This window comes from Streptomyces sp. NBC_00859 (assembly GCF_045161865.1).
Classification (GTDB): domain Bacteria; phylum Actinomycetota; class Actinomycetes; order Streptomycetales; family Streptomycetaceae; genus Streptomyces.
In genome coordinates, this window is the sequence record NZ_CP108826.1 from 70640 (window position 1) to 90531 (window position 19892).

General features: G+C 70.2%; 18 protein-coding genes. 6 read left to right on the plus strand and 12 right to left on the minus strand.

The genetic code is table 11. The annotated features are described in order from the left end of the window. Positions 1 to 23: 23 nt before the first annotated feature. The 8 genes from OG584_RS00310 to OG584_RS00345 all read right to left on the minus strand — a co-directional run bounded on the left by OG584_RS00310 (position 24) and on the right by OG584_RS00345 (position 9096). On the minus strand, positions 24 to 1268 hold the full coding sequence (locus OG584_RS00310) for an MFS transporter (RefSeq protein ID WP_405773730.1): 1245 nt from the start codon (positions 1266 to 1268) through the stop codon (positions 24 to 26). Beyond that, positions 1265 to 2641, minus strand: a complete 1377-nt coding sequence (locus tag OG584_RS00315) for a hypothetical protein (RefSeq protein ID WP_405773732.1) — start codon at positions 2639 to 2641, stop codon at positions 1265 to 1267. The genes OG584_RS00310 and OG584_RS00315 overlap by 4 nt, the downstream gene beginning before the upstream one ends. Continuing rightward, positions 2638 to 4608 carry a phenylacetate--CoA ligase family protein gene (locus tag OG584_RS00320; protein WP_405773734.1) on the minus strand — a complete coding sequence of 657 codons (1971 nt, stop codon included), beginning with the start codon at positions 4606 to 4608 and terminating at the stop codon, positions 2638 to 2640. The genes OG584_RS00315 and OG584_RS00320 overlap by 4 nt, the downstream gene beginning before the upstream one ends. Then, entirely contained in the window at positions 4605 to 5792 is a 1188-nt protein-coding gene (locus tag OG584_RS00325; protein WP_405773736.1) for an acetyl-CoA carboxylase biotin carboxylase subunit family protein, read from the minus strand. Before OG584_RS00325 ends, OG584_RS00320 begins: the two co-directional genes overlap by 4 nt. After that, a complete protein-coding gene (locus OG584_RS00330; protein ID WP_405773738.1) occupies positions 5789 to 6751 on the minus strand; it encodes a 3-oxoacyl-ACP synthase III family protein in 963 nt (320 codons plus the stop codon). The genes OG584_RS00325 and OG584_RS00330 overlap by 4 nt, the downstream gene beginning before the upstream one ends. Then, positions 6739 to 7593, minus strand: coding sequence for a TauD/TfdA dioxygenase family protein (locus tag OG584_RS00335; protein ID WP_405773740.1), 855 nt, complete (start codon positions 7591 to 7593; stop codon positions 6739 to 6741). The genes OG584_RS00330 and OG584_RS00335 overlap by 13 nt, the downstream gene beginning before the upstream one ends. A gap of 97 nt (positions 7594 to 7690) precedes the next feature. Beyond that, positions 7691 to 8899: a 5-aminolevulinate synthase gene (gene hemA / locus OG584_RS00340; protein ID WP_405773742.1), complete on the minus strand. Its 1209-nt coding sequence runs from the start codon at positions 8897 to 8899 to the stop codon at positions 7691 to 7693. Positions 8900 to 8937: 38 nt separating this feature from the next. Next, complete coding sequence (locus OG584_RS00345) at positions 8938 to 9096, minus strand: hypothetical protein (protein WP_405773744.1); 159 nt, start codon at positions 9094 to 9096, stop codon at positions 8938 to 8940. A gap of 422 nt (positions 9097 to 9518) precedes the next feature. Between OG584_RS00345 and OG584_RS00350 the strand changes: the two genes are divergently transcribed. Further along, a complete protein-coding gene (locus OG584_RS00350) occupies positions 9519 to 10820 on the plus strand; it encodes a helix-turn-helix domain-containing protein (RefSeq protein ID WP_405773746.1) in 1302 nt (433 codons plus the stop codon). Positions 10821 to 11138: 318 nt separating this feature from the next. On the opposite strand, the gene OG584_RS00355 is transcribed toward OG584_RS00350, so the two are convergent. The 4 genes from OG584_RS00355 to OG584_RS00370 form a co-directional block, all read right to left on the minus strand. Beyond that, positions 11139 to 12011, minus strand: a complete 873-nt coding sequence (locus OG584_RS00355) for a DUF899 family protein (protein WP_405773748.1) — start codon at positions 12009 to 12011, stop codon at positions 11139 to 11141. Positions 12012 to 12256: 245 nt separating this feature from the next. Beyond that, positions 12257 to 12667: a helix-turn-helix transcriptional regulator gene (locus OG584_RS00360; protein ID WP_405773750.1), complete on the minus strand. Its 411-nt coding sequence runs from the start codon at positions 12665 to 12667 to the stop codon at positions 12257 to 12259. 156 nt (positions 12668 to 12823) lie between these two features. Next, positions 12824 to 13768, minus strand: a complete 945-nt coding sequence (locus OG584_RS00365) for a JmjC domain-containing protein (RefSeq protein ID WP_405773752.1) — start codon at positions 13766 to 13768, stop codon at positions 12824 to 12826. A gap of 90 nt (positions 13769 to 13858) precedes the next feature. Further along, positions 13859 to 14893 carry a hypothetical protein gene (locus OG584_RS00370; protein WP_405773754.1) on the minus strand — a complete coding sequence of 345 codons (1035 nt, stop codon included), beginning with the start codon at positions 14891 to 14893 and terminating at the stop codon, positions 13859 to 13861. Between the two features lie 424 nt (positions 14894 to 15317). On the opposite strand from OG584_RS00370, the gene OG584_RS00375 reads away from it, so the two are divergent. Genes OG584_RS00375 through OG584_RS00395 form a run of 5 tightly spaced genes read left to right on the plus strand, consistent with a single transcriptional unit; the run spans position 15318 to position 19888 of the window. Further along, positions 15318 to 16535, plus strand: coding sequence for a M16 family metallopeptidase (locus OG584_RS00375; protein WP_405773756.1), 1218 nt, complete (start codon positions 15318 to 15320; stop codon positions 16533 to 16535). Then, entirely contained in the window at positions 16532 to 17359 is an 828-nt protein-coding gene (locus tag OG584_RS00380) for a hypothetical protein (protein WP_405773758.1), read from the plus strand. Before OG584_RS00375 ends, OG584_RS00380 begins: the two co-directional genes overlap by 4 nt. Continuing rightward, entirely contained in the window at positions 17356 to 18312 is a 957-nt protein-coding gene (locus OG584_RS00385; RefSeq protein ID WP_405773760.1) for an ABC transporter ATP-binding protein, read from the plus strand. Before OG584_RS00380 ends, OG584_RS00385 begins: the two co-directional genes overlap by 4 nt. Continuing rightward, a complete protein-coding gene (locus OG584_RS00390; RefSeq protein ID WP_405773762.1) occupies positions 18309 to 19076 on the plus strand; it encodes an ABC transporter permease in 768 nt (255 codons plus the stop codon). The genes OG584_RS00385 and OG584_RS00390 overlap by 4 nt, the downstream gene beginning before the upstream one ends. 11 nt (positions 19077 to 19087) lie before the next feature. Then, positions 19088 to 19888, plus strand: coding sequence for an ABC transporter permease (locus OG584_RS00395; protein WP_405773764.1), 801 nt, complete (start codon positions 19088 to 19090; stop codon positions 19886 to 19888). Positions 19889 to 19892: the final 4 nt, after the last annotated feature.

Here is a 19892-nt window from a genome sequence, read left to right on the forward strand (position 1 = left end):
GGGGCCGGCCGGCCGGTGGGGGGTCAGTCGTTGTCCCAGCGCCGCAGGGTGGGCAGGGCCAGCAGGACGACGGCGAGGTTGAGGACGGCGCCGACGGTCCATGGGGCGACCAGGCCGTAGGAGTCGGCGACCATCCCGCCTGCCAGGGCCCCCAGGGGTATGGCTCCGTAGGCCAGCATGCGTCCGGCGCCGCTGACACGGCCCAGCAGTGCGTTGGGGGTCAGCCGCTGTTTGAGCGTGCCGGAGACGACGTTCCAGACCGACAGTGACGCCGAGCGGAGGGTGAAGAGTGCGACCACGACGAGGGCGCTGCGGCCCAGGACTCCGATGGCGAACCAGATGAATGGGCCTGCGAGCTGGACGGTGAGCGCTACTGCGCGTCCGCCGAAGCGGTCCACGAGCCGTTTGGATGCCAGGCCGCCCAGCACTCCGCCGACCGCCATCGCGGCCAGCAGCAGCCCGTAGCCGCTGTCACCCACGTGCAGTATGTCGCGGGCGAAGAGAACGAGTGTGGAAAGGGCCATGGTCTTGCAGAAGTTGCTGGCGGCCGCCATCAAGGACAGGTTGCGCAGTAGCCGGTGGCCCAGGAGGAACCGCAGGCCCTCGGCGGTGCCCGCGAACAGTGAGGCGGGGGCGTTCACGCGCTCCTGCCGGGGCAGTCGGCGGATGCGCAGGACGAGCAGCAGTGACGTCAGGAAGGTAAGGGCGTCGATCCAGAAGGGCAGTGGGAGCCAGAAGGCGAACAGGGCGGCGCCGAGAGGTGGCCCGGCGAAGTCCCGGGTGACTGATTCGGTTGCGATCTGACGGCCGTTGGCCGCTTCCAGCAGGTCTGACGGTACGACGTTGACCACCAGGGCCTGATTGGCGCCGCTGAACAGGACGTCGCCGGTCCCCACTCCGAACGCGAGTACGTAGAGGGGCCATACCTGGTGCAGGCCGAGGGTCGCGGTCAGTGCGATGCCGGCAACGAGCAGGCCCTGGCCGACCTGCGCCGCTACCATCAGCCGGCGGCGGTCGAAGCGGTCCACGATCGTGCCGCCGATCACGGCCAGCAGCAGCCATGGCAGTCCTGCGGCCAGCGTGATGCCGGAAATCAGCCGCGGATCGTCGGTGAGCCGGTGGGCCAGCAGGGGCAGAGCGGCCAGGAGCGCGCCGTCGCCCAGGGTGGAGACGGCGCCGGCCGACCACAGCAGGAACCAGTCACGTCCCATCCGGGGGCGCCGGTCCTGAGTCGGGGCGCCGGCCGATTCCGGCGCGGTGGTGGTCACTGTGTGTCTCCGTGGAACACGCCGGCTGTCCGTGTCGCGGGGTGGGCGGTGATGCCGATGACCGGGCTGAGGCCGGACGGCAACGCTCTCGCGTAGGTGCCCGCGTGTCCGGCGGGGGTGTAGAAGAGTCCCCAGGCCGTCTGCCACAGATGTTCCTGGCCGGTGGCCGGGTCGGTGACCGGCTCCGGGCGCGGGACCACACGGCGCTGCACCACGCACCCGGCTTCTGCGCCTTCGTGCAGGACGCGTCGCCAGTCGTCCACGGCGGTGTCCCAGCCTGCCACCACGCCGCGTCCGCCGAACTCCGCGTCGGGCTTGACCACCAGGTGTTCACGCTCGTGCCGGCAGTAGTCCATGAGTGTCGAGTCGCGCAGGTCTTCGGGGGCGCCCAGGCGTCGCGTCCACGGCAGGGTTCGCTCCACCACGGCCCGGTCCTCGGTGGAGAACGCCTGGGTGTGGCGGGGGTCGGACAGCAGTGCCATGCCGCGTTTGCCCGCGAAGAGCTCGCTCTCCATCGGTATCCACAGGGCGGCCAGTCCTTCACGGTGGGCGTGCAGTACAGGGGCGATCAGGTCCAGCCCGTCGGGTTCCGCCAGCACCTGCTCGGTGTTGAAGCACCGGAAGATCACATCGACGGGTGTCCCCGCCAGCGCCAGGCGGTTGCCCTGCAGCCGCAGGCCGTCCAGTTCTCCGATGTGGCACTCCAGGCCGTGTCGGCGCAGCATGGATCGCAGCGGCCGCCAGGCGGTGCCGTAGCGGGCCAGGCCGCCGGGTCCCTCGACGAGCGCGATCACCGGGTCGCGTCCGGGCGCCACGGCTGCTCCCGCTGTGCGAAGGGCTGTGGCCAGCTGTGCGCCGGTGTCGGTGTGTTGCAGTCCGTGGTGGTCGGCGAAGGCGGCGAACTCGGGGTCGCCGAGCAGTGCGCGGGGTATCTCGCCGGCGCGGTCGACACCGCCGACCGCGCTGGCGAGCCCGAATTCCAGCAGTCGGAAGGAGGTGCCGTCGTGGTACATGTCGGCCCGCCCGTACAGCGGTGGGGCGCCCCCGCCGCAGTGCCGGGCGAGTTCTGCTCGAGGTCCCTCGATGCCGGCTGCTGCGCAGTACCGGTCGAGGTCTCCGTCGAACAGGCGGTGCGGGAGTGAGGTGAGCAGGCGCAGCATGTGGTGTACGTCGTCGGCGAACGTTCGCAGCTGCCTGCGGTCTGCGAATACCGGGCGGGAGAGGAACTGCCCTGCCCAGTCTTTGAGTTCGGGGGCCTGTTCGGCGCGCTGCATGGCGTGTGCCAGTTGGCTTCCGGGGGTGTTGACGGCCTGTTGGTAGGCGTGTGTGAGGGGGTCGGTCGTCACGGTCCGATCCGCGGTGGTCGCGATCATGAGACGGGTTCCAGTCGGTGGTCGATGACGGTGGCGAACTTCCCGCTGACGGCGTCGCGGGGCAGGTCGCCCTCCTGGAGGCATTCCACGCGCAGGGCGAAGACGTCGAGGCCTGCGTCGAAGTCGGTCGTCTCTCCCAGTGAGGCGAAGCGTTCCAGCAGGTGGGAGCGCACCTTCTCGGGGTCGGGCTGGGGGTCGGACTCGGTGCGCAGCACCACTGTCTCCCGGTGTCCGTCGGACAGGATCTCCACTTGGAGGCGTGCGATGCCGAATGGTGTGAGGGCGTCGAGGAGTTCGCCGTGCAGCACGCGGCGGCCCATGATCTTCAGGAGGCCGTCGGAGCGGCCTGCATACTCCAGGACGGGGCCCGAGACGCCGCAGGGGCAGTGGTGGTGGCGGAGGCGGCCGTAGTCGCCTATGCGGTAGCGGATCAACGGGCCTTCGGTCTTCTGCAGGCAGGTGACCAGCAGATGGCCGAATTCTCCGTCGGGTACCGGTCGTCCGTCGTCGTCCACTGTCTCGATGAGGTTGTAGTCCTCGCACAGGTGGTGGAGGGAGCCGCCCATGGCGGCGCACTGGTAGCCGAGCTGGGCGCCGTCGTTCGCGGCCAGGATGCTGGAGATGATCTCGGTGCCCAGTTCGCGGCGCAGCCAGTCCTTGTCGGTCTCCGCCATGGGTGTGCCGCCGTAGATGACCTTTTGCAGCCGCAGTTGTGGCCGGCGTGCCTTGGCCTGGCGGAGCAGGGGCAGGAGCAGGGCGGGCTGTCCCAGTACGGCGTTGGCGGCGAAGCCTTCGCCGGTGAGCATCAGCAGGTCGTCGACGGTCACCAGCTGGCCGGTGGTGTAGCACTGCACCGGCATGAGGGAGAGTTCGCACACGGTGGTGACGAGGCCGCCGTACAGGCCGCCGCCGAAGAGGGTGTTGACCAGCCGGTCGCCTTCGGACAGTCCCAGTGCGTAGAACAGTGGGACTGCCTCGCGGACCATGTTGGCCCAGTCGCTGCGGGAGTAGACGACGTAGCGGGGTGTGCCGCTGGATGCTCCGCTGCGCAGTACTTCGCCGCTGGGGGCGGCGTCGGTGGACAGGCCGCTGCCGTGGGGCAGGGAGTGTGCTTCCAGGGCTGTTTTGTCCAGAACGGGCAGCGTGTTCAGGTCGGCGCGGCCGGTGATGGGGGGCAGTCCTGCGTAGTGGGTGGTGTGTGAGGCGCGTCGTACCAGGTAGCGGAGTTTGGCGTCGATCCTCGCGTCCGCCGCGTCCGCCGGTGTCTGGCTGCGGGCTGCGGGGAGGGATACGCCGTGGTGGTGTGTACGGCGGGAGAGCTGGCGGGTCCAGGCTGCGTCGCGGTCTGCGGCCCACAGGGCCCGTCCCAGTGCTTTCTCGTCCGTGACCAGGTTGGCGGGGAGGTGGATGCGTAGTGCCGACGGGTCGTCGTGCGCTGGTGTCACCAGCGTTTCGGATACGGCTGGGGTCTGGTGCGCCGTGCGGAGGCCGTCGGGCAGTAGTGCTGCGTCGGGGACGCGTATTGCTGTGCCGTCCGTCTCGCCGGTGTGGTCCGTGGCGTGGCCCGGCGGGAGGCGGTGGGTGCGGCCGCGCAGATCCTGCAGGAGTGCGTTCCAGAAGGGGATCCGGTTCGCGGGGGCGTGGACGACGACTGTGTTCCCGGTGGCCCAGCCCAGCAGCAGGCCCCGCAGGGTGTTTCCGGGGCGTATGTCGTCCAGCACGACACGGCCGACCGGTGACCATTCCACGACGTCGCCGGTGGCCGGCAGGGGCTGCCATGGGTACTGGCTCAGTCCGTCGAAGAGATCGTCGAGTGTCCGGGTGAGGGGGTCGGGGGCCAGGAGCAGGGCGAGAGGGGTCAGGTCGTGCTGTGCCAGGAGGGTGGCGAGGGGGCCGGTGGGTGCGGTGTCCAGTTCGGCGCGGGCGTCCTCGACGGCGAGCAGCAGGTCGGTGGGGTGGTGGATCACAGTGTTGTGCCTCCCTCGACCGTGATGGAGCGGGCGCAGTCCTCCAGGAATTCCCGCAGGAGGGCGGAGTCGTGGTGTGAGGCCTCTACGAAGACCGGTGTTTTCCATTCCTGGTAGGTGATCTCGGTGGGCAGGGGGGTGCCGGGGGCGAGGACGTGCAGGCGGTCCATGCAGGGGTGTTCGCGCAGCCGGCGGGGTACGGCGATGTTGTGGTCGCCGCCTGGTGGCAGGTGGTGGCCCGGAAGGACGAGCCAGCCGTGGTAGCGGCCGCTGGGCTGCTGTGCCGGGACAGGGTTGAGGCCGAGCCGGGCCGCGATTTCCCAGGACGGCAGGTGGACGCCGGTGTGCCGGTGGTGGGCGGTGATCACGCCGGCCCCTCCGACCCGATTGCCGATCTCCAGGAACACCAGGTCGTTGTCGGGTGTCTCGAAGAATTCGAGGTGCACGCAGCCGGTGGTGATGCCCAGGGTCTCCACTACCTGGGCGGCGAAGGCGTGGTGCCTGGGTTCGTGGGGCAGTTGGTGTGAGCCGAGTGGCTTGCCGTCGGCGAAGTCGACCGGTTTGCCGACGTATCTGCTGGTGACCAGGGAGGTCAGTGATCCGTCGCGGACTACGGCGTCGGTGTGCAGGATGTGTCCGTCGATGTGCTCCTCCAGCTGGTAGTCCAGCCGGTCCTGCAGTTTGCGGTATGCCGCCAGTGCTTCGCGGGCCGTTTCGTACACGCTCACGCCCTCGCTGGACGCGCCGCGGCGTGGCTTGAGTACGGTGCGTCCGCTCCACGGCAGCGGGCCGCAGGCGGGGGGGTGCGGCACGAATCGCGGTACCCGGATGCCGGATCCCTCCAGCGCCTGTTTCATGGTCACTTTGTCGCGGACCTGCTCCAGTTGTTGCAGGCAGGGGCCGGGCAGGGCGAGGTGCTCGCGTACCCGGTGGGCGAGGAGGATGCCGAACTCCGACAGTGAGAGCACATCGTCGTAGCCGTCGGCGCGGGAGGTACGGGCGATGATTGTGTCTGCGACGTCCTCGTCCTGGGGGATTTCCATCAGGGTGCAGGGCAGGTCGGTGGGAACGCGTGCGAGCATGCTGGCTGAACCGGCGTAGGTGATCTCGTGCTGGTGGTGGTCGAGTGCCCGGTGGTACTCGACCTTGCGGTAGGGCACCTGGTGAATGACGAGGATCTTCATGGTCGGTACTCCAGAGTCGTGACGCCCCAGGTGAAACCCATGGCACTGGTGGCCAGGAGGATGAGGTCGCCGGGCCGAAGGCGCTCCTGGTCGAGGAGGTCCCGGAGCGCGATCAGGGTGTCTGCCCCGCCCATGTGACCCAGCCGGTGGTAGTTGAAGACGCTGCGTTCCTCGGGAATCCCGAGAGCCTGCAGGAGCCGCAGGTGCATGGTGCGGTCGCCTTGGTTGATCAGGAAGTGGTCGATGTCGCCGGGTTTGCGGCCCAGGGAGGCGAGGCTGTCGTCGACGAGTGCGGTGAAGTTGTCGACGTAGGCCTGTGCCAGGCCCTTGCGGTGGGGGCCGCGGCGGATGATGACGTCGCCGTCACGGCGCTCGCCGTAGTAGTAGTCGCTCCAGCTGGGATCGGTGCGGGTGGCGGTGTGGAGGAGGGGGAGGATCCCCCCGTCACGCGCCAGCAGAACCGCTGCAGCCGCATCACCGAAATTGAAAAGTGCCTTGGAGCCGGGGTCACCCTGGTCCACCATTCTGCTGAGCCGGTCGGCTATCAGGACCAGGGCGTGGCCGTCGTCGCCCCTGCGGGTGAGCGCGTCGGAGGCGATCTGCAGTGCCGCGGTGCCGGCGTTGCAGAAGTTTGTCACTTCGAAGCAGTGCGCCGTCTCGATGCCGAGTGCGTGTGCGACCTTCGCGGCGGGCGACCAGAACGGCAGGTCCCACTCGCCGGAGCCCGCGAAGATCACCTGTTGTATGGAGGAGGCGGCGGCGGGTGACCGGTCGAGCAGCGCCCGTGCTGCGTCCAGCGCCAGGCGCCAGGACGGTTCGTTCTCGCCGAGGACGGGGAACGTCTCGCAGTGTGTGACCGCGCGGATCTCCTCGATGCCGAGACCCGACCCCGCGTGCAGTGCACGGACGCTCACCTGCGACGCGGGGTAGCGGATCTCGATGTCGGTTATGCCGCCCACTGATCAGCCGACACGATGCTGACGCGGTGGACGGTGCGCGAGACACCCGGCTCCACGGCGGTGGCCGCGTGGTAGGTGGTGGCGGTCTTCCACAGCACCAGGTCGTTGGGGGTCCAGCGGTGGACGTAGACGTGGTCCGGGTCCTGGATCAAGGAGTCGATGAGTGAGAAGAACTCCTCGTTCTCGTTGGCGTCGAAGCCCACCACGGAGTGCAGGTACTCGGGTGCGCCGTACAGGTACTCGTGGCCGCTGTCGGGGTCCTTGCACACCAGCGGGTGTTCCACCGGCGGGTGCTCCTGGGCGATGACGGCGCGCAGTTCAGCCACCGAGAGGCCGGCATGCTCGGCACGGATGCGGTAGCGCTTGGCGACCGAGTGCAGTGCCGTGCGCCCCGCGATGCGGGCCTTCCACTCGTCGGGAAGGCGGTTGTAGACGTCCACGGCGTTGGCGTAGAGGGTGTGGCCGCTGGTGCTGGGGGCGTTGACGCCGTGCAGCAGGGTGTAGGGGGCGGGGTCGGCGACGTAGCTGGAGTCCTGGTGCCAGAAGTTGCCTACGCGGGCGACGCCCACCGGCTTGTTCTCTCGCATTTCGTTGGAGGAGATCATGATCTCCTCGTGGTCGGGGTGCCGGTACCGGCTCATGAGGAAGGGGACCGGACGGCCGATGCGGCGGGCCAGTTCTATCTGCTCGGAGGGGGTGATCTGCAGGCCCCGCACGACGACGAGTTCGCGTTCGGCCAGGCGCTCGAGCACCGAGTCGAAGACCTCGTCCTGACGCAGGTCCTCGATGGTGGCACCGGTGATCTCGGTGCCGATGAACGGAGTGAGGTCACGCATGTCCATGGTGGGTTCTCCTGGGTAGTGGTCCGGTGGGCAGTGGTGCGGCGCACGGAAACGTGGTGCCGGCAACGGCCTGGCGGACGCTGCGGCGGGAACGGTTTCAGCTCTCGGACAGGCAGGTGCGCAGGGCACTGGCGAAGTCGTCGATCTGCTGGGGGGTGCGGAAGGGGGCGACGGTCACGCGGAACCGTTCCCCGCCCTTTGGCACGGAAGGGAAGTTGACGGGCTGTACATAGATCCCGTACTCGTCCAGCAGGCGGCGCGAGACCTGGCGGATGCGGGCGCCGCCGGGAACGAGCACGGGTACCAGGTGGCTGGGTGCGTCGATGAAGTCGATGTGCGCCCGGCGCAGGGCCTGTTTCATCCGTGCCGCGTTGCGCCGCAGGTCACGGCGGAGCCGGGCGTCCTGTCGGATGATCTCCAGGCTGGTGACGGTGGCGTCGAGGCTGGAGCGCGGAATCGTGGTCGTGAAGATGAAGCCCGGTGCGTGGGAACGTACGTAGTCCAGTGCGGTGTCGGGGCCGGCGACGTATCCACCGGTGGTGCCGACGGCTTTGCCGAACACGCCCTGGACGAAGGTGACCCGGGTCTCGCCGGTCTCCTCGCACAGGCCGGCGCCGGTGGGCCCGTTGGTACCGATGGCGTGGGTCTCGTCGAGGTAGGTCAGGGCGTTGTAGCGCTCCGCGAGGTCGCAGATCTCGCGCAGCGGTGCGTAGTCGCCGTCCATCGAGTAGACCGACTCGAAGACGATCAGTTTCGGGCGCTCGACGGGGTGGCCGGCCAGTGCCCTCTCCAGCTGGCCGAGGTCGTTGTGCGGGAAGACGTGTTTGTCGGCGCCGGTCCGGCGGATGCCTTCGATCAGTGACCGGTGGTTGAGAGCGTCGGAGAAGACCACCATGTCGGGCACTGCGCCGATCAGCGTGCTGAGTGTCTCCAGGTTGGCGATGTAGCCGCTGTTGAAGACGAGGGCGCGTTCCTTGCCGTGCCAGCTCGCCAGTGACGTCTCCAGTGCGACGTGGGCCTCGCTGGTACCCGCGATGTTGCGGGACCCCCCGTTTCCGGTGCCGTGGCGGAGGGTGGAGTCGACCTGCGCCTGGATGACTTGCGGGTGCTGGCTCATGCCGAGGTAGTCGTTGGTGCACCACACCTGAATGCGCCGGTCCTTGTGGATGGCGTGGCCGGGTTCGTCGGCGAGGTAGGAACACGCGACGAAGTCCCGGTAGAGACCGGCTGCGCGGAGCTGGTCGAGATCGTGTCGGAGCGTGTCGAACGCGGGGTGGGGGCGTACTTCGGCCAGGGCCGTGGTCATGCCGTTCCTTTCGCTGGCGGTCCGCTGGGCAAGGAGAGTCACGGCCAGTCGATTTCGCCAGTGGTGGTGTCCTGGGCGGCGGCTGCCGACGCCTCGTGCTGCGGACTCGTCGCGTAGGCCGCGTGACCGCCGGCCTGAACGATGACGAAGAGGCCGAGAGCGATCAGTACACGCCGTACACGCTGGCTGGATCTCATGGTGTTTTCTCCCGTTGTCTGTTCCGGGTCTGCGTCGCAGGTCCCGAGCCCGGCGGACTGCCGGACAGGGCGCTCACGAAACGTGTTCGCTCCGTTGCCCTCGATGAGGAACCTAGACCGCCGAATCGACCGTTGGCAACCCATGCCAAAAGATTGTCCAACTTGGCAACAACCTAGGGAACTGTGAATAGCTACACCCAGAGCGTGACCATGGGCGGCCCCGGAGGAGGCGGCGAGGATCCTGGGTTGCCAAGACAGAGACAGCAAGTTGCCAATGCTGCGCCAGTCGATTAGCCTGAGTGACTCCACAATGCGACTCAAAGGGGAGCCTGCATGTGCACGGCGCACCTCACCCGGCGCACAGGTGTAGCGGCCGGGCCGGGCAGCCGTCATCTGCAGATGCCCAGAAGCGAGGGGCCCCAATGGTGAACGAAGATCGTGGTGCCGCACTCCACCCCGTGGTGGCACGAACGGTCCACTCCTGGGGGCAGCCGGGCTTCGGGCGAAGACTGAAGTCGTTGCGCGTCGAACGCGGCCTCTCGCAGAAAGCGCTGGCGGGCGAAGGCATGTCCACGGGATACCTCTCACGGCTGGAGCGCGGCGAACGCCCGCCCACCGAGAGGGCCGCGACCTATCTCGCCGACCGACTGGGCGTCCCTGCCCGGGACTTCGAAGAGCCGGCCATGCTCGCCGCCCCGACCGACCTGCCGTCCCTGCTGGCCACCGCGGCATCCACCACCGAGGCCGACGTTCCCCAGCTCACCCGGTCCCTGCGCGAAGCACTGGGCTCGGACGAGAACCACAGCCCCGAGCTTCGCTGGCAGGCGCTCTGGCTGCTGGCACGGTACGCGGGCCGAAACGGCGAACACGAGGAGGAACTGCAGCACCTGCGTGAGCTCACCGAGCTCAGCGACGGACTGCCCCGTCCCGAACTACGCGTACGGGCCCGCACGCAACTGGCCCGATGTCTGCGCGGCTCGGGGCAGGTCCAGGAGTCTCTGCGCTACGCCGCGGGGGCCGCCCGGACAGCCGCCGAGCATGACCTGCCTGCCCACGAGCGCGTCAGTGCCCTTCTGGCACTGGTATCGGCCGAGGCCGAGGCCGGGCGGCTGCCGGAGGCAGCGGCACACGCCGACGAACTCCTGGAACTCGCCCCGCAGACCTCGGGCACACTGCCGGCAGAAGCGCGGTGGACATGTGCCATGGTCCGGGTCCGCCAGGGAGACCACACCACCGCCCTGAAACTCCTCGAAGAAGCGCTCGCCGGCCTCGACAGCCACGACGATCTGCTGCTCTGGCTTCGCCTGCGCATGGCCGCCGCATCCATGTACCTCCAGATCAATCCGCCCCACACACACGCCGCGGCCGAACGCCTGCGGGAAGCGGAGATGGTCATCGGCCTCGTGGGGACCGAGCGGCACAAGCAGGAGCTGCTCTCCCTCCGTGCCCGCCTGGCATTCGACGAAGGCCGCCTGGACGACGCCCGCACACTGTGCCGGCGACTGGAGAAGAACAATCTGCAGCTGAGCTTCCGCGACCGCATGCGCCTGGACATCCTCCGGTGCCGCCTCATGATGATCGACGGCGATACCGACCGCGGCGTGGCCCGCCTCCAGGCCCTCGCCACCGAAGCCCGCGACGCCCTCAACATCGACCTGGCCGCCGACATCTGGCGTACCCTCGCCGAAATTCTCGGCGCCCGGACGGCCCCGCACGCCCGGTGAAAACCGGTCCGCTGAGCCGCCGTCACCCGACAGGACCACCCGCCCCCTGCTGTTCCGGACACGCGGTTCAGCAGGACCGGCCATGAATCACACAGGCTGCCTTCAGCTCCGCAACGTAACGTACGGATGATCTAGGTCCGGACGGGACCGCGGACCCAAGCTCTGCCCGGCATCGGCGAAGGGCCGGCGGTCACGCCGGCCGGGCTCCGGTCGCGGCGCAGCGTCAGTCCGCTTTCAGCGCCGCGACGGCACCGCTGCCGCCGCCGGGACGATCCGGGGCGGCGAGGGCGCCGTCACCAACGTCCTGGCCCGCAACGACTAGTGGCACGTGTGCGGTCCCGGCGCCGTCCCCCTCCCCCGGCTCCCGAGGTCGTCGCAGCGGCCCTTTGCGAGGCGCGGCCACTGACCGATGGGGCGTCCGCCCGACCGGTCCGATACGGGTGGCCAGCCCGGCGGGCCGCCCTGCGTCCGCACGTTGGAGCACTGCTGGGGCCAGCCGGCGGGCGAGTCCTCCCAGCCTTCCTGCCGTCCGTAGGCGGTGAGGTCCATCAGCGCGTAGCTGTAGTCCATGGTCTGCACGCCTCGGCGTGTGGTCCAGTACGTCTCGAACACGCGGTCGCCGTCCCGCAGGTAGCACACCAGGTGGAACAGGCCCAGCCGGCGTCCCACCAGCAGCGCGTCGAGGGAGGGCTGCGCCGAGTACCAGGGCATGTCCCAGCCCATGAAGTCGCGGTAGCGGACGCTCTCGTCGTACGACGCCCGGGGCTCTCCCCCGCCGGCGGAGACGTTGCGCCCCTGGCAGAAGACCGCGTAGGTGATGTCACGGGAATGCAGGTAGGACAGCTCGGTGACGTGGCTGGTGTAGAAGGTGCAGCCTTCGCACTGCTCGGGTGCGGGCCGGCCCGGGTTCCACATGAAGTAGTAGGCGATGAGCTGTCGGCGTCCTTCGAACGCGTCGAGCAGGGTCAGCGGCCCACCGGGTCCGATCAGCCCGAGACTGGCGTCCACCTCGACCATCGGCAGCCGCCGGCGGGCCGCTGCGATGGAGTCGCCTTCGTGGGTATGTGCCTTCTCCCTCACGCGCAGCGCGTCCACTTCGGCCTGCCAGGCGGCCCGTTCGACGACCGGGGGCAGCGCGGGGCTGGCGTCGCCGGGGGCCGGCGTCGCGGTGGACTTCGAGTCATCGTTCATGATCGCCTCCGTCTGCGTACGGCTGTACGGGGGCCACGCGGCTGCGCCGGCAGTGATGGATCCTGGCGCCGGCCGAGCCGGGCCGGGCTGTGCCCCCGTGCTCCCTTCTGTCTCTTCGGCCGTTGCGGCGACGGGCTTGAGATGCGCGCCGTATCCGGAGCGTCCCGGGAGGGGCAGCGGGAGGGCCGCCGCGGGGCCGCGGCCCGCGCTGTTCCCGCCCGCGGCCGCTCGTTCACGCCCGTACGTCATCCCAGGTGCCTGGCGCGTGTCCTTTCGACGGCCGGGGACGAGCGGCGGGAGAGGCCGGGGACCATGGTGCGCACATTGCCGGACGACAACGGGCCGGGGCCGCGCGGGGCGCCGGCGGGCTGGTCGGGACTCATGAGGGCTCCGAGGGCCATGCCGAGCTGGAAGCGGTTGTCCACTCCGAGGCGGTCCATCAGGGAACGCAGGATGTTGGTCACCGTCCGGGGGCTCACGCCGAGCCGGCTCGCCGCGCTGGAATCGGTGCAGCCCGCCCGGAGGAGCGCGATGAGTTTGCGCTGGCGTTCGTCGAGGTGCAGTGCCTGGGGGTGCGGGCGGCTCCTGGCAGCGTTTGCCCCGAGTGTCCAAAACCGCGCAGGGACCGCACTGGAGATCGTGTTCTGAGCTGTCACTGCCTCACGTCCTTCGGGTAGGCCATCGACTCGCTCACCGTGGCAGGCAGCGATCGCCACCCGATCCGCGCCGGATCAGCGCCGGATCAGCGCGGAATCAAAGACGTCCGGTCCGTGTCTGCTCGGCCCGGCGTCACGAGGTGTGGAGCCGCCCGGTCATGACAGGGGCGGTGTGCCGGGCGGGGCGGAGCCGCCGAGTGCGGTGAGGGACAGGGGCTCGGCGGCCGTGGGCATGCGGTCGATGCGGGCGCGGCGGGCCAGTTCCACGAGGTCCTTCGGGGTGAGAGCGTCGAGCCGGTGGCGGGCTGCGTCCAGCAGGGCCGCGGCGGTGTCCTCCACGTCCTGGTCGCTCAGCGGCAGCCGTTGGCGGGTGACGCCTTCGCCGATGCCCTCGCCGAGTGCGGCCGACAGGTCGGCGGTGGCGACCTCGCGGACGGTCAGCGAGAGGTGCACGGAAAGGCCTTCCTGGCCGGTGGCCCGGTGCGCGAATCCGCGGGGTACGTAGAGGACGTGTCCGGGGCTGAGGACGTGGTCGGCGATCTGCGCGGGCTGCGGCTCGTCCGCGGTGATGCGTCCGGCGTGCCAGTCGGCTCCGGCCGGTCCCTCGTGGACGGCCCAGCGCTTGGACCCGGCGATCTGGAGGACCAGTACGTCGGCGTCGTCACGGTGCAGGGGCAGCCCGGGGCTGCCGGCCGGGGTGATGAAGCAGAAGGACTCGATGGGCCGGCCCATCTCCTGCGCCAGTGCGGTGATGAACTCCCTTGTCGGGGCGTGCCATTGGTCGAGACTGCGCAGCAGCAGCGTGGCGCCCTCGTCCAGCAGGGTGCCGATCTTTCCGGTGTCGACGAAGCCGTCGGGCTTGTCCCGGGCGACCGTACGGCTGGTGGTGTAGTGGCGTCCGGAGAGCATCTTGCCGTCCGCCCACATCTCCGCATAGGGCGTGCGCAGGAATCCGGTGGCCAGTGCGGTATCGACGTCTTCGAGGGTGAGGGGCGGGGCAGGAGCGGGGTCGGGGGTGAACACTGCGGGGTGGCGGCGCCAGTGGGCGGCGAAGAAGTCGCGGACGTCGCCGACCCAGGGGGCGAGCAGGGATTCGGTCACGGTGGTGGGCTCCTTGTCAGCGGGTTGTGGGGTTGGGTGGCGGGCCGGTCGCTGCCGCCCGCGGCGGCGCGTGCGGCCGGCGTGCCCGGGTCAGCCGGGGAGGGCCGCTTGCGGCCACTGCCGGCAGGCGGCGTCCACCAGTTCCGGGGAGACGACCGGCCCGTCGACCAGGAGGAACCCGCCGACCGGGCAGCGGACCATGGTCAGGCCCTGCCGCTCCTCGACCACCGTGCGGGGCAGGGCCGGCCCGCGGCCGAGGAAGAATCCGTAGCGGGTGCGTGGTGCGCGGTCCGCGCCCGTGCTGCGTCGCGCTGTCTCGGCGGCCGCCGGTTGTGCCAGGTCCTGGGCGAGCCCGGCTGCCGCCCGGCATCTCAGCTGTGGTACGGCCGCCACGGCTTCGGCCAGGCGCAGGAGTTCCGGTGCGAGCCGCCACTGCGCTGCCGCCCGCAGCAGCGCGGGGCGGCCCGCGTCGCCGGTCGCGTCCATCAGGACAGCGGCGTCCAGAACGTCGCGTCCGCGCGGTTTCTGCTGGAACAACTCCTCCGCGATGCACAGGAGTTGTGTGGCCTCGGGGTTGTCGGGGTGTCCCGGGCGCAGGGGGACGGTGGAGTTGTCGCCGGTGAAGGCCGCGGTGACGAACTCCGCGGCGTAGGGGTATTCCAGGTCGGACTCGGGGGCCGGCCAGGTCAGGGCGACGGCCCAGTCGCGGCGGCCGGGGCTCTCCAGCAGGCTCATCGCCGGCTCGGCGCCGGGGCGGGCCGCGTCGACGGCGGCCACGGCCGCCCACAGCTCGTCCTCGTCCGGTATCAGCAGGTCGACGTCGTGGCTGGTGCGCAGGATGCCGTCCGGGTAGCAGTGTTCCACCGCGGCCCCCTTGAGGACCGTGAGGTGCGCGTGCTCGGCTGCGATGCCGGTGAGGTGTGCGTATTCGGTGCGGCGGGCGTTCGCGGCGGCCAGCTGGGCCTTGCCGGTGGCGCCCAGTCTCAGTCCCTGCGCGTGGACGAGGGTGAGCACCGTGGCGGCCAGCCGGTTCGTGCGGGGCTGGGCGCGTTCAAGTACCAGGCCGGGCAGGATGTCGGGGCGCAGTCCCATGACCGCCCGGACGGACTCCAGCGACAACTGCACGTTTACTCCCGGGAGTCGTTGAGGGGGCACGCCGTGCGCGGGCCGGAGCCGCATCGCTCCTGCCCGTCGGGCGGGAAGTGGAGCGGGGCGTGGAGATATCGCACCGTAACAGCGGAGCACCGTGTGCGATGCGTTTCTTTTCCGTATTCAGCAGGGATATGGCGGGCCGCCCGGATGCAGATTTCGTGATTCAGAAGATTCCTTGCCGACCGCAAGTCGTGACGGCTAGCTTCCTTCTCGCACCACCAGTAATACCGGAATCAAACAAGGAGTGATCATGACGAACCACGCCTCGATCCTGCGTCCGCGTCTGGACAAGATCAAGCCGCAGGACCGCTGAATCACAGCCCGATGAACGGAATGCCGCCACCTTCGGGTGGCGGTATTCCCAATTGGCAGGGAATTTCCTTCCGAGGAGTCAACTGTGGACCAGTACAGGACGATCGACAACGAGATTCCGGTCGTCGCGCAGATCGATGAGCGTCTGCACACGACCACGATCTGTCTGGCGTCGAAATATGGCGCCCGGCATGATCCGCAGGGGCAGTGCGGGGCCGCCCATCTGCTGGAGCATGTGCTCATGTCGGCTCCGGTGGGCTCCGTGTCCTCGCTCAGTGAGCACGTCGAGCGCCTGGGCGGATATGCGAACGCCGAGACCGGTCCGGACCGGATGCTCTTCTACGCCCAGGTCGGCGCCGACGACGCGGACGATGTCGCCCGTCTGCTGCAGCAGGCGGTTCTCGAGCCGCGGTGGCAGGAGCGCGTGGTGGAGCAGGAGAAGCGCGCGGTCTTCCAGGAGCTGGCGGCGGGGGCGGCCGATCCCAGTGATGTGGTCCAGGACGCCATCCTCGCCGACCTGTTCCCCGGCCACCCGCTGGGCCGTCCCGTCGGCGGGCTGAGCGCGGACGTCGAGGCCCTGGACGCCGCAGCGCTGGCCGCCGCCCACGCGGAGCGCCTGCGGAATGCGGCGTTGTCGGTGGTCGTGGTCGGGCCGCGTATCCCGGAAGCAGTCGATCCGGCGGCCGCCGGTGTGAGCGCCTCGGCCTTCGCCTCGCTCGCCACCCTGCCGGTGGCCTCGTCCCCGGTGCCCTCGCTGGCCCCGTCCCCGCCGCCGGCCTGGCCGGACGAGTTCGCCTGGCTGTGTGTGGGGGCGCACTCGGTGCACAACCACGACCCGCGGCGCCCGCACTACAACGTGCTCGCCCAGCTCATGGGTTCCAGCCCCTCGTCGTTGCTGTACCGGCGGCTGCGGGGTGAGGCGGGACTGGCGTACTCGTTCCAGGCGTGGAACCGGGGGTACGGCGAGAGCGGTGCGTGGCGGGTGATGGCCGGGGTCGAACCGGGCAACGGGGAGACCGCGCTGAAGGTCATCCGCGACACCCTGGAGGAGCTGGCCGAGCGGGGGCCGGAGCCCGAGGATCTGGCCTCCGCCCGACGGCAGGCCCAGATGCGTATCCTCACCTGCGTCGACACGCCGCTGGAGTGCGCCCGGTTCCTGGCGATGCGCAGCGGTGGGCCGGCCGGCTGGTCGCCGGGCGCGGAGGTCGATTTCATCGGCCGGATCAGTGCGGTCGATGTCCGGTCCGCGGCCCGGCAGGTGCTCGGCGGTCTGCGCACGGTCGTCCGTCCGGAGGCGAAGTGAGCTCCGTCGTGTCGTACTTGGAGCGGGCGGCCGAGGCCGGGCTGGCCGGTGAAGTGTGCGGGCTGCCCTATGTGGCGGACCGCTACGACGACCCGTTCACCGGGGTGCACCAAGTCCTCGTCGAGTACTGCGCCCCCGGCCTCGTGGCTCCGCACGGCCGCCTCGGCGCCCTGCTGGGGTCTGTGATGGAGCGTCATCCGCTGGCCGGGCGGGTGCTGTTGCGGGTGGCGGGTGCGGGGGTCCTGCCGGCGCCCTGGCAGCGGCGCACGACGTACATCGAGTACGGCGGCGGTGACCGGCAGCCGTCTGCGGGCGCCGTCACGGTGCGCCCGGCGCGGGCGGCGGACGATCCGCTGGTCCACCGGTGGCTGGTGTGCGCGTTCCGTAACTCCTATCCGGGCCAGGTCATCGATCCGCAGCACGCCGGTATCACGTCTCTTCTGTCGGCTCCCGGCCGGCGGTCCTTCATCGCGGAGGTGGCCGGTGTGCCGGTGGGTCACGGCACGGTGCTGCTGGGCGAGTCGGACGAGATCACGGGTGAGCCCTTCGCCGAGCTGGTGGACATTCTGATCGATCCGCCGGAGCACCGCAGGGCGGCCACCGGCGCACTGGTGTCGGCTGCTGCCGCGGCCGGCGGGGATCTGCCGCTGCGTGGGCACGTGGTCCATCCCCGGGACGGCGCCGGCGGCGCGCGTGCGGGGCAGGTGCTGGGCGGCCTGCTGCATGCCGGCTGGCACATCGCCCACGGCTTCTGGGACCGGGACCTGACGGCGGTGCCCGCCGCTGGGGGCGGTGCGGCCGACGGTATGAGGAGGCAGTGTTGAACGCCGTAGTCACCCAGGACCTCAGCCGCCATTACGTCGAGCGCCGTTCGGGGTCCCAGCGGGAGGTCACCGCCCTGGAAGGGGTCGCTCTCACGGTGGAGAGGGGTGAGGTGCACGGTCTGATCGGCCCGAACGGGGCCGGCAAGACCACCCTGTGCAAAATCCTCAGCACCGTGCTGGAGCCGTCGTCGGGCCGGGCGAGCGTTCTGGGCCTGGACGTGGTGCGCGAGGCGCGCGCCGTGCGCCGGTCCATCGGCCTGGTCTTCGGCGGTGACCGGGGCCTGTACGGCCGGCTCAGTGCCCGGGAGAACCTGCAGTTCTGGGGTTCCATGTACGGGGTGGGAGGCAGTGAACTGCGCCGCCGTGCGGATGAGTTGCTGGAGCGTGTGGGGCTTGCGGAGAGGGCCGGCTCCCGGGTCGACACGTTCTCCCGGGGGATGAAGCAGCGCCTGCACCTGGCCCGTGGGCTGATCGGTTCCCCGCAGCTGCTGCTGCTGGACGAGCCGACGGTCGGTATGGATCCGGTGGCCGCACTGGACTTCCGTACCCTCATCGACGAACTGCGCGCGGAGAACCGCACGATCCTGCTGACCACGCACGACATGGCGGAGGCGGCGGCGGTCTGCGACCGGGTCACGCTCATCGATCACGGGAAACTGGTCGTCACCGAGAGCCCGGCGACCATCGGCCGCCTGGTCACCCGGTTCGAGCGGATCACGGTCCGCCAGGCCGCGCCCGGTCTGCTGGACCTGGTCCGGGATCTGCCGGGTGTGGCGGGCGCCGAGTGCGACGGCGACACGCTGTCGCTGGAGACCGACGGCGGCGAGGCCACCTCCGCGGCGCTTGCGGTACTGGTCGGCGCGGGCGCACGGCACATCAGCACCTCCCACCCCGGGCTGGAGGAGGTCTACCTGCACCTGGTGGGCCGGCGGGGAATGACGGTGACACCGTGAGTCTGTTCCTCGTCTCCCTCCGGTTCCAGCTGCGCCTGGCCCCGCGCTCCCGCAGCGCGCTGCAAGTCTGGTTCACCGCACCGCTGTTCACCACGATCTTCCTGTCGATCGCCGAGCACGCGCACCGGCAGGACATCACCTCGTACGCCGTGGTGGCGCCCACCCTCATGGGGCAGTGGGCGCTGACGCTGGGCGTGGCCGGGGAGATCATCACCGATGAGCGCAACCAGGGCACGCTGGAGGGGCTGACCGCCACTCCGGGGCGGCTGTCCGTCGTCGTCGTGGGCCGGATCTGCGCCGTGAGCCTGATGGGTCTGGTGGCGATGGCGGAGTCCTGGACGGTGGCGGGTGTCTTCTTCGGCCGGTGGATCGCCGTGCCGCACCCGGTCGTCCTGGCGCTGGGGTCGCTGGCCACGGCCGCGGCGATGGCGGGCACGGCCAGTATCCTCTCGCCGCTGTTCGTGCTGATCCCGACCGCCCGGACGGTGCAGAACACCCTCAACTATCCCGTGTTCCTGCTCAGCGGGGTGCTGGCGCCGGTCAGCACCCTGCCGGCCTGGATCCGGCCGGCCTCCCACGTGGTCTTCCTCAGCTGGAGTGCCGATCTGCTGCGCCGGGCCCTGTCGGGGGCCGCCGTCGACCACGTGGCGGGCCGGATCGCCATGATCGCCGTCCTGGGCATGGCCGGCTACCTGACCGGTGCCGTGCTGCTGGCCCGCGTGCTGCGCCGGGTCCGCAGAACCGGCACCCTCAGCCACTCTTGAGAGGCCACCCGATGTACTTTCCGAGCGCCCGGCTCATCCGGTCCGGGTTCCGCAACGCGGTCGCCGATTTCAAGGCGACGTACACGTGGCGCAGTTGGCTGTTCGCCTGGCTCGGCCGGATGCTGGCGCAGGTGGTCTTCTTCACCGGCCTCGGCCGCGCCATCGGCTCCCCCGGCGAGGTCGGCTTCCTGGTCCTGGGCAACGCGATGATGACGTGTGTGATCGACGCGATGGCGGTGGTGGCGACCACGAGCGGGGAGCGCCGCGCGGGCACCCTGTCGCTGCTGATCGCCTCGCCGTCCGACCCGGTCTGGGTGCTGTTCGGCCGCAGTCTGCACTGGCCGGCGAGCGGGGTGGCGACGTCGGTCGTGGCGCTGTTCGCCCTGGGGCCGCTCTACGGGATCCGCTGGCAGGCCGCGCAGGTGCCGGTGGCCGTGGCGCTGGTGTTCCTGACGGCATTGGGCACGTACTGCGTCGGCCTGTTTTTGGCGATGGCGGTGCTCAACGTCCCGCAGTGGCGCAACGTGGTGTCCAACTGCGCCTATCTGGCCATGATGGCGTTCTGCGGGGTGCAGGTGCCGGCGTCGTTCTGGTCCCCGGCCGTGCGGGTGGCCGCGCAGGCGGTGCCGCTGACCCACACGCTGTCGGCCCTGCGGCTCGTGGTCGGCGGCGCACCGCTGTCCGCCGTGGCCGTGGAGGCGGCGCCCGCGCTGCTGTGCGCGGCGGGCTGGCTGCTGGCGGCGTTCGGGGCGTTCCACTGGATGGTCTCGGTCCGCGCCCGCCGCTTAGGCTCCCTCGATCTGTCGGCCTGACCCG

Excerpts from the sequence above, each read along its gene's own strand:
- OG584_RS00350 (WP_405773746.1), top strand. The coding sequence starts at position 9,519 with ATGGTGAACGAAGATCGTGGTGCCGCACTCCACCCCGTGGTGGCACGA.
- OG584_RS00335 (WP_405773740.1), bottom strand. The coding sequence starts at position 7,593 with ATGGACATGCGTGACCTCACTCCGTTCATCGGCACCGAGATCACCGGT.
- OG584_RS00325 (WP_405773736.1), bottom strand. The coding sequence starts at position 5,792 with ATGAAGATCCTCGTCATTCACCAGGTGCCCTACCGCAAGGTCGAGTAC.
- hemA (WP_405773742.1), bottom strand. The coding sequence starts at position 8,899 with ATGACCACGGCCCTGGCCGAAGTACGCCCCCACCCCGCGTTCGACACG.
- OG584_RS00355 (WP_405773748.1), bottom strand. The coding sequence starts at position 12,011 with ATGAACGATGACTCGAAGTCCACCGCGACGCCGGCCCCCGGCGACGCC.
- OG584_RS00395 (WP_405773764.1), top strand. The coding sequence starts at position 19,088 with ATGTACTTTCCGAGCGCCCGGCTCATCCGGTCCGGGTTCCGCAACGCG.
- OG584_RS00345 (WP_405773744.1), bottom strand. The coding sequence starts at position 9,096 with ATGAGATCCAGCCAGCGTGTACGGCGTGTACTGATCGCTCTCGGCCTC.
- OG584_RS00315 (WP_405773732.1), bottom strand. The coding sequence starts at position 2,641 with ATGATCGCGACCACCGCGGATCGGACCGTGACGACCGACCCCCTCACA.